Origin of the sequence: Oleiphilus messinensis (assembly GCF_002162375.1) — a bacterium.
Classification (GTDB): domain Bacteria; phylum Pseudomonadota; class Gammaproteobacteria; order Pseudomonadales; family Oleiphilaceae; genus Oleiphilus; species Oleiphilus messinensis.
In genome coordinates this window covers 1,649,616-1,663,567 of sequence record NZ_CP021425.1, presented here as the reverse complement: position 1 = coordinate 1,663,567, position 13,952 = coordinate 1,649,616, and the positions used below count along the sequence as shown (strand labels likewise).

Sequence of the window (13,952 nt, the reverse complement as noted above, 5' to 3'; positions counted from 1 at the left end):
CGACTTGACAAGTACGCCATGTCGAGCAGACACATGCCCCTCAGCATGCCATCAATCAAGATAACGAGTCCGGGTACTGAGCACGCAGTGCCATAATTTCTTCAAAATTTTCAAGCGCCAGGTCACAAATTTCCGGGTCAAAGTGTTGGCCTTTCTGAGCCTCCAGAAAGGACTTGATCTCATCAGCAGACCAGGGCGTCTTGTATGATCGCTTCGAACCCAGTGCGTCCAGAACATCCGCCACTGCCATAATGCGACCTTCAATGGGTATCGCTGCACCGACCAAGCCGTTTGGATAGCCGGAGCCATCCCATTTCTCGTGGTGGTACAGGGCAATATTGGCTCCGACTCGAGCGAGAACGCGCTTGGAGCTGTGCAATAAGTCATAACCCAGCCGTGCATGGGTTTTCATAATTTCCCACTCTTGACTATCAAGACTACCCGGCTTGTGAAGAATATGTTCTGGAATACCGATCTTGCCGATATCATGCAATGGGGCTGCATGTTTAATCGCCTGGACAAAAGGCTCTTCCAGATTCAGCGCCCTGGCCAATAATTCACATATCAGCGCGACTCTGCGAACATGAGAGCCCGTTTCTTTACTGCGTTGCTCGATGGCATCCCCCAGGACATACATGAGCTCTTTTTGAGTGGCCTCGATATCTTCTTTAACCGCAAGATTCTCAAAGGTCAGGGCAACATTGGTGGAAAAGATATCCAGAAGATTCTTTTTGTACTGACTCAGTGGTTCGTCAAATGAGACATATAGCACGTTTGCAGTCTGGGAGCTGGTGGGAACATAGGAAATATAAGTTTCATCTGTATGAACACTTTTTTTGCTCATCAAGACGGACTGTAACTGATGACGAATCGGTTCAGGAACTAAATCACTATCCAACTGTGTCGCCATCCCTACGAAATCCCCCGTCGCAGCGAGTATACTCAACTCCGTATCATGGAGGATATTCTCGCTCGAAAAAGCCACGTAAATTGCTGAACTGTTAAGCTGCAACAACGCCGTTATTTCCTCCAGCACCGCGGATCCAAACCGATTGAGGGTTTTGCTTTTTAACACCTCGCAAGTTGATTTAACAACTTTCTCCAAACCGAGTCGACTGTACTCCAGTGTTTTAATATCCCGGTAAGACCGAATGGCAGCATAGGCAGCCGTTTTGAGCCGCGTCGAGGTCAACTCCGTTTTGTTTTTATAATCGTTGATATCATAGTCTCGAATGACACTTTCTTCCGGTGCCTGACCCGGCTGCCCGGTACGGAGAATCAAGCGGGTGCTCTGATTTTCACACTCCTCACGTATCCAGCGGATAAGCTCCAGCCCCGCATTCTCGCGCTCCATCACGACATCGATAAACGCAATGGCAATGTCATCATGCTCATTGAAGAGCTGCTTGGCCTGCTCAGCGGAAGATGCGGTCAAAAACGCGACACCACGATTATCAACCTGCAGTCCGCGCAACACCAATTCCGTGACTGCCACCACATCAGGATCATCATCCACTACCGCAATTTTCCAGGTGCCACGAAGCGTGCTTTCCAGGGCCTTATTTTCCGGAGATGACTTTGAGAACAGACTGTTACCCACAATAAAACCTATTTTTACAACACAATATGAAACGAATAGACAACTTTCATTTCGATGTCAATTCTATACCGATAGAAGCGCCATAATCGAACACGCGCACACTGGATGTAACATACCCAAACTCAAAATTGAAATTGCTAAAAACTTGCGAGCTTTAACGAACCAGTGCCAAAATAGCGGGCTACTATTCAATAACACCGGAACGCGATATTCCCCCATGATTTACGAATTGATTAGCGAAAACAAGCTCATATCTTCCCTGGCACTTATTCTGATTTGCTATCTCGTCAGAATGGGCCTGATTGCCGCACTCAGGCGAACGAGCCAGGATGAAGATGACAACTCAAAGCGCTGGATCAACTCTGTGAAAAATTTCTCAAGCCTGATTATCGCAGTGGGCTTGATTATCATATGGCTTTCCGAGCTACGGCATTTTGCCCTTTCCATTGCCGCGTTTGTCGTCGCGCTGGTGATCGCATTGAGGGAATTTATCCAGTGTATTATGGGGTCGTTCTATCAAGCCACGACCCGCGCATTCTCCGTCGGGGACTGGGTTCGCATCGGGCCATTCTATGGTGAAGTCGCTCGCAGCGACTGGCTCAGTACAACGTTGCTCGAAGTGGATATCGAAAAAGGAACCTATGACTATACGGGCAAGACACTTACGATCCCTAACCATCTACTGGTGACCCATACAGTGCAAAATCTCAATTTCATGCGTCGCTATGTCTTGCATTCATTCGCAATCGTCCGCGATGCCGAGAACATTAACCTGTTCGAAGCACGACAATTTATTCTGGCAAAAGTTGAAGAGTATTGCGCCCCGTTTCAGGAAGTCGCTAAACGATACGCACACATCATCGAAAAGCGCATGGGCCTGCATTTGAGCACACTCAAACCCAGCGTCCGGATTACAACAAGCGACATTGGCAAAAACGTATTCACCGTTGCCCTATTTTGCCCGACACAAGAAGCCGTCAACATCGAACAAATGATATATGCAGATTTTATGTCGTACTGGTACAAACACGCTAACGAAGCCTCTAAGGATTAATTTTCAGCAGGCTTCGCTCCAGTTTGTGGCCACCTCACGAAACGGCCAAGATCAGCACCAATGACATAAAGCACCGGGACAAGCAGCAAGGTAATCACGGTGGCAAACAGAACACCGAAGGCCAGTGACACGGCCATGGGAATAACAATTTGAGCCTGCAGACTGGTTTCCAGTATGATCGGAATCAAACCGATAAATGTTGTTAATGATGTCAGTATGATCGCCCTGAAGCGCCGGGCTCCAGACTGAATTACGGACTCCACCAGCGGTATCCCTTCTGCCCTGGCACGATTCACAAAATCAACCATGACCAGTGAATCATTCACAACAACCCCGGCGGCGGCAATAACGCCAAACATCGACAAACTACTCATATCCATGCCTAACAAAATGTGTCCTAACATGGCACCCACAATGCCAAAGGGAATAACCGACATAATCATCAAAGGCTGAGCATAAGATCGCAATGGAATCGCCAGTAAAGCATAAATGGCTAACAGCGAAAGCACAAAGTTACGTAATTGGGTTTCCTGGCTGTCCATCTCCCGCTTGATTCGACCTGCAGCCTCACTGGTTACCCCCGGATAACGGGACAACAACTCGGGGATAAACTCGTCCTTCAATTGTTTCATCAAGACTTGAGGCTCAACATCCTGACTGTTTACTGAAGCCCAAATACTGACATTACGGGTTCCATCTTCCCTGCGAATTTGTTCCTCACTGGGTACCCACAACACCTCGGCAACTTCCGACAATGGTACTTCAGCCCCCGCTACGGTACGAATCAAAATATCATCAACCAAGCCAACCCCGTTACGTTGACTTTCCGGGTAACGAACCATCACTTTAATTTCTTCCCCTCGGCGGAGCACTCGTTGTGCCTCCAGTCCGTAGAAGCCATAGCCCACCTGAGTTGCCACATCAGCCAGGGTTAATCCCAGGCTATCTGCGACCGGTTTTAAAACGAGCCGAAGCTCATGGGTCAAATCCTTTCGGCTATCATTTATTTCGCCCACACCTTTCATTGAGCGAAGTTTTTCCCGTAACTCACTGACTACTTGCTCAAGCGCATCTTCATCCCGGCCTTTAAACTGGAATCTGAGATCGCCATCATCTCGCTCGGATCCAAACAGGTTATCATTTATCTTCATGCGCTTGACGCCAGGTAAATCCGGTAAGGCTTCACGCCAACGTTTGGCCAGCTCGAAAGTATCGATCGGTCGTTGTTCCGGATCGATCAGTTTCACCATCACGCTGGAACGCACTCTGGAACGTAAATCCACCTGTATGTCGGCCACCATACCGGCACCAAACTCTGTAGCCAGCGCCTGATCTACATCTCGAATAGTTTGCTGTATCACTTGAGTGACACCTAAAGTCGCCGACTCAGAACTCATTGCCTGCATTTCCACCTCGATGGATGGAAAATCGTGGGGAATTTTTGGCGTGCCCACAAACCGGATCATCCCGTTGTAATAAAGTGCGCCGCTTATGACCAGAATACTGATAAAAATCGTCAGGACACCATAACGGTAGGTAATCGCTTTCGCCAGTAGCGGTAGATAGTTCCGGGATACCACATACTTCAGCGCTGCATCGACATGACTTCTGGTGCGAATGAGCCAGGACCTCGGGCCTGAACTGGCGTCTTTAACCGGGCGCATCGACGCCAGGTGAGCGGGTAAAATAAGCTTCGATTCAATCAACGAAAACAAGAGGCAAAAAATAACAACAAACCCGATGGATTGGGAAAATGCGGATTCAGGGCCATCACTGAGCACCATTGGCATGAAGGCTGCGACTGTCGTTAATACGCCAAATGTCGCGGGCATGGCGACTCGCTGTGCGCCTCGAATAACACTTTCTAACGACTGCCCCTTAGCTTCTATTTCAGCATGGGCACTCTCCCCAATGACAATGGCATCATCAACAACAATTCCGAGTACCAGAATAAAACCAAACAGACTCGTCACATTGATCGTAACATCAACCCACTCCATGGGCAGTATGAACAGCGCCCCCAGAAAACTGATAGGCAACCCGAGCATAACCCAGAACGCGAGCTTGATCCTGAGGAAAAGCGCCAGGATAAGAAACACCAGTACGGCACCATACTGCATGTTTTCCAGCATCATGTCCAAGCGGCCTTCGAGGTAATAGGTTAAATCAACCCAGATATCAAGCGATACGCCGTCCGGTAGCCGCGCCTGCCTTTGTTCAACATAGTCCTGCAAACGCTTTGATATATCCGTAATACTTTGACTGCGGGTCGCCCCGACAAAAAATGTCACAGAGTTTTTACCATTGAATCGTGAATATTGAATCCCTTCTTCAAAACCATCATGAACTTCGGCGATATCAGAAAGCAAAACCTGGGTACCATCCTGCCGCGTCAGGATCGGAAGTGATTCAAATTCAAATCCGTGATAGGCCTGATTCTCTACACGCAACGAGATATAGCCCTGCTCTGCACGTATCTGACCAGCCGATCGATTTGCGGAATGGTTTCGAATGGCATTGGCAATATCCGTAAACCTCAAGTTGTATTCTCGCAACTTGTCTTTGCTGACTTCGACACTGATCTCGTAATCAAGCCCACCATAAAACTCGGCGATATGAACTTCCGGTATATCCAGAAGCTCATCATGAATCTGACTCCCCAGCTCCCGAAGCTGGGGCAGGCTCAGATCACCGTACAAACTAATGTATGCCACTTCCTGACGATAACGAATTCGCTCCAGCAGTGGTCGCTCCATACCGTCGGGTAAACTGTTGATCACATCAACCCGGCGCTTCACATCATCCAGAACCTCATCGGGCTCGTAATCCTGATCTACTTTGATATACGCCGTAAATGCACCACGGGAAGAATAGGTGATCACCCGCTCCAAACCCTGAATAGACTGGAGCTCTTCCTCCACCTTGCGCGTGATCCCATCTTCCACTTCTTGAGGCGCTGCGCCAGGATAGGCTGCCTGAATGGTTAACCAGTTACTTTCAACCTGGGGAAACATTTGCTTTCGGATGGTATTGGCGGTGAATACACCCGCCACAACAATGAACAGCATTAACAAATTTGCCGCCACGCTGTTGCGGGCAAACCAGGCGATCATGCCTTTTGCTGAGTGCTCCTCTGCGCGTGCGGATTCCGACGGGCTGTCGGTAACCTGATTTGCAGACTTTGTCATCCTGCATCCCCTTTTGCATGGGGAGTTGACGCATCAGGAACAGGGGTATTCGGTTCGGTATCAGGTTCCTGAGGTAAGCGCTTCGCTATCGGCGGATTTTCCGTCCCGGCTGCAACTTTTAACTGCATTCCCTGCACCGGGTAATGTAATGCAGAGGAAATAAATTGATCTTGCACTCCAAAATCGCCACGAACGACGGCATGCTTGCCTTCGATCCGGATCACCTCCACAGATTTAAAGTTTAAGCGCCGTTGCGGGTCGAGAAGGGGTAACTTGCCATCAACCAGAATATGTTGCGGTAAGACGACTACATCTTTCAGGTGCTTGCCTGAGAGCTCAGCCGTTGTGTAAAGACCAAATGGCAACAGTGGATTTTGTTCATAGGGGCGGGAAACCTGGGCCACAAGATAAGTCATTCGACTGTCTCTATCCACGACGCCTTCAGAGCGAATAATTTTCGCGTACCAGGACGCTTCACTGCCCGCCACATCGGCCTTCAAAACCACCTCGGCCCCAAGCCCGTTGCCCTCAAGAAATTGATATTGATTTTGGGCAATGGGCAACCTCACCTCCGCTGTGTCCACGCTGTAGACCATGCCCAGTGAGGTTCCGGGATTAACATACGTGCCCATGCCAACCAAACGACTGACAATCAAGCCATCATATGGCGCACGCACCTGGGTTCGCTCCAAATCATTGGTCGCACGTGTGACCTGAGCCATAGCGGCCTTCACCCGGGCTTCTTCCTGTGCGAGTTGAGGCTTTCTCAAACTAAGTGCAGTGGGCTCGCCCTGCGTTCCTTGCCATTCCTTCCGGGCAACGATTACTTGAGCTCTCTCTTGCTCCAGTGCCGCTTGGGCCGATTTCAGGCTGGCTTGGGCCTCTATCAACACCGCTTCATAGTCACGAGCATCAATTTCAGCAAGGACATCGCCGGCGCTGACAAACCCGCCTTTCACGAATTGCTCTGACAATTTCTGAATTGTACCACTGACCTGAGCAACTAACTGGGTTTCGTATCTGGGCGTAACCACACCGTATGACCGCACTTTTAATTGCAGATCCCGAGTTATCACCGGATCAACTTTAACCACAGGAACCTGCTCTTCCTTTGGCCTGTCTTTCGGCGGTTTTTTCATGGAAACCAGTATGGCAGTGACAATTGCCGTTAGCACAATAACGACTAATGGCAATAAAATGCGTTTATCCCTGAACACGTAGCACCTCAAAGCAGGCAAAAAGATGATTTCCCATATTACGATATTTTACGGTATAAGTTTCTTACATTTCGCTAATACAATAGTCGAGACACCCGAACGCAGACAGATCGCAACAATTGGAATACAACAACATGACTCGAAAAAAAATCATCATCCTCGGTGCAAATTTCGCCGGGCTGCAGGCCGCGACTCAGCTATCCAGCAGGCTGTATGAGGTAACGGTAGTCGACCCGTCCCCCTATTTCGAGTGGACGCCCAATATCCACGAACTACTTTCTGGTTGTAAGCAACTGCACACACTTCAGCTGTCCCGCTTTAAGGTTTTAAGCGCACTTAATCATCGTTTCGTGGCACATCGCGCAACAAATTTTGACCCGCAATGGCAAACCGTTGAACTTGAAACAGGCGAAACACTGCAATACGATGGTTTGATTCTAGCTATGGGGCACGAGACTACAGACTACGGCATAAAAGGCGTTAAAGAGGTCGCATCAGGCTTCCGAAAAGGCGCAGAAATTGTCCAAATCCGCTCCCGCCTGGAAAGCCTGCTCCAACAACAAAACAGCGTAACCGTCAGCATTGTTGGCGCCGGATTTACCGGCATCGAGGCACTGGGTGAGTTACTTCGCGGGTATCGACACAATCCCGCTCTGTCTATCCAGATAATCGAGAAAGGCAATCAAGCACTGCCTGGCTACACGCAAAAGATCTCAGATGACATTCGGAAAATCTGCGCGGAATACCCGGTTCACTGGTATTTCAACCAAACCATTTCCAGCCTCACTGAAGACCGTATCATTCTGTCTTCCGGCGCAACGCTATCCAGTGATATCACAATCTGGACCACCGGCACACAACCCGCCAGCCTCGCGCTTAATATTGAAGCACTGCCCCCCCATCGAAGTGGCATTCCGGTCAAGTCTACATTGCAAACCCGAACCGATGAGGCCATATTCATTGCCGGAGACTTGGCTGACTATACTCCGGGCTTAACAAAACAAGCCTACCATGCGCTGGATATGGGCAAACATGCCGCAAACAATCTTGCCCGCTGGCTGGAGGGTAAAACCTTGCGAAACTTTACCCCGCTCAACAAACCAATGGCGCTTGCATTCGGTGATCTAAACACGTACCTCATATACAATCAGACTGTGATCAGTAGTCCTGCACTTGCAGCGACAAAGGAGTCCATTTTCCAATTCTACATGACTCAGCTTTCCCACAAACTTCCGGTGAAACTGATTGCTCAAAATGCCAGTGAACGGTTCGCCTCAGCTTTTACAGAACAGCTGATGCCGGAATTTAATGCCCAATCTCTAATCCGCCTGTTAAAACGAACCGAGATCCTCCAATGGGGGGGACGGAAAGACCTGGAAACACTCGCAATGACCATACTAAGCACTGCGCTTTCATAGTCTTGCGAACTCAATCACAGCCTTTAGTTACCAGGGAGAGCACACTATTTTGATAAATTGACAACTGAATTCAGGTTGCTAACAGGAATAGATCAAAACCGGAAGAAGCTAAATACTAGATTCATGTGGATACTATGGTTATGTGGATACTATGATTATATGAATACTAATAAATGCGTATGTGGAAGTAGGCGACTTTCAGAAAATGTCCGATAATTATGCAAGAGTGTCGCCTGATTAAATATACTGGCTTTGGGGGCAATCTACAGCAGAGGCAAGAGGCACCTTATGAAACATCAATACACCTTGATCACCCTGCTCTTAATTGTATTCGCCCTGCCCTGCCGTGCGCTCGACTATAAACTCGCATTGCTTCACGGCGATGAGGAGGTATTCAGCTATGAACTCAGTGTCATACGACTCGCCCTGAAATATACAGATCAACCTCACACGCTCGAATTACTGAACTACAAACAAGCCAACCAATCCCGAATCCTCCGCTTACTACAACAACCAAACGGCCCGGTAAACTTCTTTTTTACCGGTTTTTCACCGGAGCGAGAAAAAAACTTGCTGCAAATAGATTTCCCGCTCACTCGAGGCTTACTCGGACACCGCATATTCGTTATCAAAAAACAGGATTTACCGCTTTTCAAAAGCATTGCAAGTTTAGAAGACCTTAAAAAAGGCGTAGTGGTAGGATCCGGAATCGGCTGGCCCGACACGGATGTCTTTATTCTGAATGGCTTCACTGTACAGCAGGCGAGCTATCAAAGCCTCTGGAAAATGCTTCAGGCAAATCGTTTTACGGGCATTAACCGAGGGGTTCATGAGGCTTATGTAGAAATCAGACAACAAACAAAACAATACCCACAGTTTGTTGTTGATCCCAGTGTGATGGTGATTTATAACTTCGACTACTTCGTCTATGTATCACCCCATCATCCTGAATTATTTCATGCACTGAAAAAAGGCATGCAAGTTGCTTACGAAAGTGGTGCTTTTCATCACAACTTCAATACCCACCCTCAAATCCAGACAATGCTTGAACAACTGCAACCTGAAAAGCGAAAGACTTTTTACTTGGACAACCCATTGCTCAGTGATCGAATCAAAGCATTACCACAGGAATACTGGTTACGACTGCAGTGAAGTCGCCATTGTGACCTGGTTTTTACCATTCTTTTTACTTGCATACATCGCATCATCCGCGTTGTTGACGATCTGCTGTGCAGTCATGGACGCACGCCACTCCGCTAGGCCAACACTGGCGCCTATCGTCACTTCTTGCACTTCACCGTTGACGTAGAGGCGGATCGGTTGCGTCAATATATTGAGTTTTCGCTGTACAACCTCCATCAGTTCGGATTCACTGTGGTAGTTCGTAAAAACCAGAACAAACTCATCCCCGCCATAACGCGCAGCCATATCGGAACGCCTTAAACTTTTTCGTAATCGAGCTGCAATCTGACGCAAGAGATCATCACCAGTCTGATGGCCAAGGGTATCGTTAACTTCTTTAAATCCATCCAGGTCGAGCAAAGCGATGGCCAATTTAGTTTCTGCTCGATCCGTATTGCTTATTAACACCTCAATTCGCTCAAACAGTGCAGAACGGTTTGGCAAACCCGTTAGTGCATCTTCAGAAGCCTTTTGCTGAAGCTCTGCTGTCAGTCGGTGCCGTTCAATGCCGTAGTTAATGGAGCGCGACAGCAGTGTTTTACTGACCTCTTCTTTTGGAAGATAATCTTCTGCTCCAATTTTGATGGCATTCTCGCCCAACTCTTCATCGTTTACTCCAGTCAAAACGATCACGGGCTGTTGAATACCACTTTTAAGTAATTTCTCCAGGGTCGCTAATCCTGATGAATCCTGTAAACCCAGATCAAGCAAAATAATATCCGGCGGAGTGGACTGTACCTGACTGACACAATCTTCAAGGGTGAGAGCTCGGGATAACCGGTATTGACGTTTTGAGTTTTGTTTGAGTATTTCCCGAATCAGATAGAAATCGTCGTAGTCATCCTCAACCATGAGAACGTTAATTACCCGGGCTTCACCTTGATTATCAGCTCTATCTTGATCACGATCTGGGGGCGCATCGGCGTCTTCTACAACCATCTAAATATTCCATTAAAATACAAGCGGAAGAACATTCGGCAATTTCCTGACTTTGCACTTCAGTATAGCATGCTATTTGTCATGCAACTGTACGGTCCTGAGCCAGTAGTTTCCTATGGAATCCATCGTCTTAACCATTTCTTCCAGGGTTCCCGCTTTGATGACATAGGAATTTGCTCCGAGGCGGTAGGCTTCTTCAATATCGAGTTTTGACGTTGACGTGGTATAGACAATGACAGGAATCGAACGGTATTGCTCCTGATGCTTGAGGGATTCCAGCGTTTTTTTACCGTCCATAACCGGCATATTCAAGTCTAGCAATATCAAACTCGGGATTTGAGCACCCGAGAAGGGTTTGATCGAACCAAGATAATGCATCAGTGATTCCCCCGAGTTTACAAACATAAACCGGGGTTGGAATTCAGTTTGATTAAAGGCTGTTTTGACCAGATACAGATCGTCCGGGTCATCATCAACCAGCATGATCAATGGCTTGCCCAACTCAGAATTCGTCACGAACAATCCTCTGTTTTTGGTAAGGTAATCTGAAAAACCGCACCAGATTCTTCGCTACTTTTCTCATTAATTGCGCGGCTATGCGCGTGAATCGTACCACCATGACCGATTATAATCTGCCGACAGATTGCCAGCCCCATACCTGAGCCTGATATTTCTTTTCCCACAAGGCGTTTAAATGGCTCAAAGATTTGCTCGGCAAATTCATCTTTGAATCCTTTTCCATTATCACAAATTTCGATACGTGTTTCACGAAATGAAGGCGAACAGAGAATTTCCACCTTAGGGGGAACACCTGTGCGACGGTAGCGAATACTGTTCACAATCAAGTTCAACAATACTTGTTGAAATCCAATTTTGTCCACCCAGACTCGAGCATCGTCATGCAGTACGATCTCGGCTGAATGCTCCCTGATCACCTCCGATAGATCATCAAGCACTGGGGCAACCAGCTCAGAAAGTGGAACCACTTCTTTAACCATTTTCTGCCTGGAACTTCGTGACAGTTGCAATAAACTGTTAATCATATCTCGCATGCGCCGGGCAGCATCACCGATGCGACTCAGTTCATATTGAGCATCAGAATCAGCAAGCTTTCCTTTCAGCCGGGCCGCAACACTATCGGAAAACGCACTGATTTTACGCAACGGTTCCTGTAAATCATGGGAGGCAGAGTACGCAAAACGTTCCAAGGCCGAATTTGATTCTGCTAGAGCTTGCTCAATCGCCTTACGCTCAGAGATATCCTCAACCACGGAGATAAAATGGCTGTTTACGCCATCTTCGCTGCGCACAATCGATACTGTAAGATTAGTCCAGATCAGCTGTCCGTTGGCACAAATATAACGTTTTTCCCGCGAATAATGATTGGCTTCACCCCGAATAAGTTGATCGATCTGATCCAGGTCGGATTCCAGATCATCCTGAAAGGTTATCGACTGGAAATTAGTCTTTAACAATTGTTCCCGAGTGTACCCTAAAATCTGACATAATTTGCTATTAGCCTTAAGCCAGCTCCCGTCCAGGCCCACATGGGCAATCCCTACTGCGGCCTGTTCAAAAGTATCATAAAAATCCCGCGCCAGTTTTTTAATGCGCTCTTCCCGCTCGACCAAATCAGAAATTTCAAAGAATGTGCCCAGCATCTCACTCGGTTCACCATTGTCATCATAGGTATACACGGAATCACGGGAGTAGCACCAAATCCAATGACCATCTTTATGCCTGAACCGGTATTGGATCGCATCTCCACGGTTGTCCGGGCTCGACTTGACAGCCTCAATATGGGCCAGAACGCGATGCAGATCTGCTTGGTAAAACAACTGCGCCATATCGCCGCCTTTTTGCATTAGTTGCAACTCCTCCGCATCATATCCCGTTATTTCTGTATATTGAGGATTAATATAGGTATTGATATTTTTCTTGAGATCAAAGATGTACATACCACAAAGCGACTTTTCCAGAATGGCATTTAAAAAGTGGGACTTCTCCGCAAGTTCCTGCTCCAGCTGTTTCTTATCCTGAATGTTAGACAATACGCCCGACATCAAAAGTGGTTTACCCGATGCATCAAAAATCGTGTCTCCGCGAGCATGGAGCCATTCATAATCACCTTTGTCGGTATATCCACGATAGGTAACATCATACTTCGAGCCACTCTGAAAATGAGCTTCCAGAGCTTGCTCTACCTTAGCCCTGTCTCCCGGATGAATATGCTCTTGCCAATATTCAAGTCTCGCCTTTTCCGAATCGGGATCATGACCAATCATGCCCATCAACCTTGGGCTGTACCAAACCTCGTTCGTCTGAACATTCCATTCCCAGATTCCATCGTTGATCGCCTCGACTGCACGCTTGATCCGATTATTACTCTCTAGATTGCTCGACTTGCGAGAGGTGACACGGCTGATGTCTACGACAGTGGCAAAGGCATGTTTTTCACCCTCAAATTCATGCACACTCAAACTGATTTCAATGGATACCGGTCCACCGTCTTTTCGCTTGCCCTTCACGATTCTCCCTGACGCCATCGCGTGATCCTGGGTCGGGTTCCGCAAATATTCCTGCACCAAAGCATCATGATAATCAGTTGTCGGCCCTTCGATTAATAACGACAGCGGCTGCCCGATCAACTCATGGCGCAAATAGCCAAATGTCATTTCGAGATCGGCATTCGCGAGACGAATATTACGTTCTGCATCAATAACCAAAAGACCAGTAGGCACTAACTCTGTGGTAAATTGGAAGATTGCTTCCGCTTTTCGCTCCAACTCCAGACGACTCCGCTTTAACTTCTCATCCGCCGCCTGGTTTAGCGCTTCCCGATGCTCAGCGGGTGTTGGTAAACTCAATAATTGCGGCACTAGACGGCTCAGCTCAACTACAGTGAACACAGAAACCACTGCGGTTACTAATTTCGCCAAGCCATAGACGCCATAAGCACCATTCCAGATGGTATAGATCGAAAACAAATGGGTGAGGCCACAACAAAGAATAAATGCAGCGAACAAATAGACCAAACGATGGTAGCGAAGATCCGGTCGCTTACGCACAACCAATACCAGCATAACCGGAATGGAAAAGTAAGCCAGTCCAATGGCTAGATCAGAAATCACATGCGTCCACAAAATACCAGGTTGCCACAGATAACAATGGCCATGGGGCATGTAATCTAAAGAAAAAAAGGAAGTTAGTGCCTCGTCCATCATCCCTACTCCTCAGGATTAACTGTACCTGAAGTGTAGTAAATAATGTCACAACCAGTGGTTAAGAGATGAATGACCGGTTAAAGCAATTGAGGTCTGTTGAGTCGATCCAGAAATTGTAACCATAACTTGG

The 13,952-nt window shown here is 47.6% G+C and carries 9 protein-coding genes; 3 read left to right on the top strand and 6 right to left on the bottom strand.

Annotated features, from left to right (window positions below; genetic code table 11):
* Positions 1-55: 55 nt before the first annotated feature.
* Complete coding sequence (locus OLMES_RS07215; protein WP_198343253.1) at positions 56-1,600, bottom strand: DUF3369 domain-containing protein; 1,545 nt, start codon at positions 1,598-1,600, stop codon at positions 56-58.
* Positions 1,601-1,817: 217 nt separating this feature from the next.
* On the opposite strand from OLMES_RS07215, the gene OLMES_RS07210 reads away from it, so the two are divergent.
* Positions 1,818-2,654: a mechanosensitive ion channel family protein gene (locus OLMES_RS07210; RefSeq protein WP_087460637.1), complete on the top strand. Its 837-nt coding sequence runs from the start codon at positions 1,818-1,820 to the stop codon at positions 2,652-2,654.
* On the opposite strand, the gene OLMES_RS07205 is transcribed toward OLMES_RS07210, so the two are convergent.
* Positions 2,651-5,842: an efflux RND transporter permease subunit gene (locus OLMES_RS07205; protein WP_087460636.1), complete on the bottom strand. Its 3,192-nt coding sequence runs from the start codon at positions 5,840-5,842 to the stop codon at positions 2,651-2,653. The genes OLMES_RS07210 and OLMES_RS07205 overlap by 4 nt on opposite strands.
* Positions 5,839-7,059, bottom strand: a complete 1,221-nt coding sequence (locus OLMES_RS07200; protein WP_157678205.1) for an efflux RND transporter periplasmic adaptor subunit — start codon at positions 7,057-7,059, stop codon at positions 5,839-5,841. The genes OLMES_RS07205 and OLMES_RS07200 overlap by 4 nt, the downstream gene beginning before the upstream one ends.
* A gap of 134 nt (positions 7,060-7,193) precedes the next feature.
* Between OLMES_RS07200 and OLMES_RS07195 the strand changes: the two genes are divergently transcribed.
* A complete protein-coding gene (locus tag OLMES_RS07195) occupies positions 7,194-8,477 on the top strand; it encodes an NAD(P)/FAD-dependent oxidoreductase (protein ID WP_087460634.1) in 1,284 nt (427 codons plus the stop codon).
* Positions 8,478-8,765: 288 nt separating this feature from the next.
* Positions 8,766-9,629, top strand: coding sequence for a type 2 periplasmic-binding domain-containing protein (locus tag OLMES_RS07190; protein WP_087460633.1), 864 nt, complete (start codon positions 8,766-8,768; stop codon positions 9,627-9,629).
* Here the strand turns inward: OLMES_RS07190 and OLMES_RS07185 are convergent.
* The 3 genes from OLMES_RS07185 to OLMES_RS07175 all read right to left on the bottom strand — a co-directional run bounded on the left by OLMES_RS07185 (position 9,615) and on the right by OLMES_RS07175 (position 13,822).
* A complete protein-coding gene (locus tag OLMES_RS07185; protein ID WP_087460632.1) occupies positions 9,615-10,598 on the bottom strand; it encodes a two-component system response regulator in 984 nt (327 codons plus the stop codon). The two genes, OLMES_RS07190 and OLMES_RS07185, sit on opposite strands and share 15 nt — an antisense overlap.
* 72 nt (positions 10,599-10,670) lie before the next feature.
* On the bottom strand, positions 10,671-11,114 hold the full coding sequence (locus OLMES_RS07180) for a response regulator (protein ID WP_087460631.1): 444 nt from the start codon (positions 11,112-11,114) through the stop codon (positions 10,671-10,673).
* Positions 11,111-13,822, bottom strand: coding sequence for a PAS domain-containing sensor histidine kinase (locus OLMES_RS07175; protein ID WP_087460630.1), 2,712 nt, complete (start codon positions 13,820-13,822; stop codon positions 11,111-11,113). Before OLMES_RS07175 ends, OLMES_RS07180 begins: the two co-directional genes overlap by 4 nt.
* Positions 13,823-13,952: the final 130 nt, after the last annotated feature.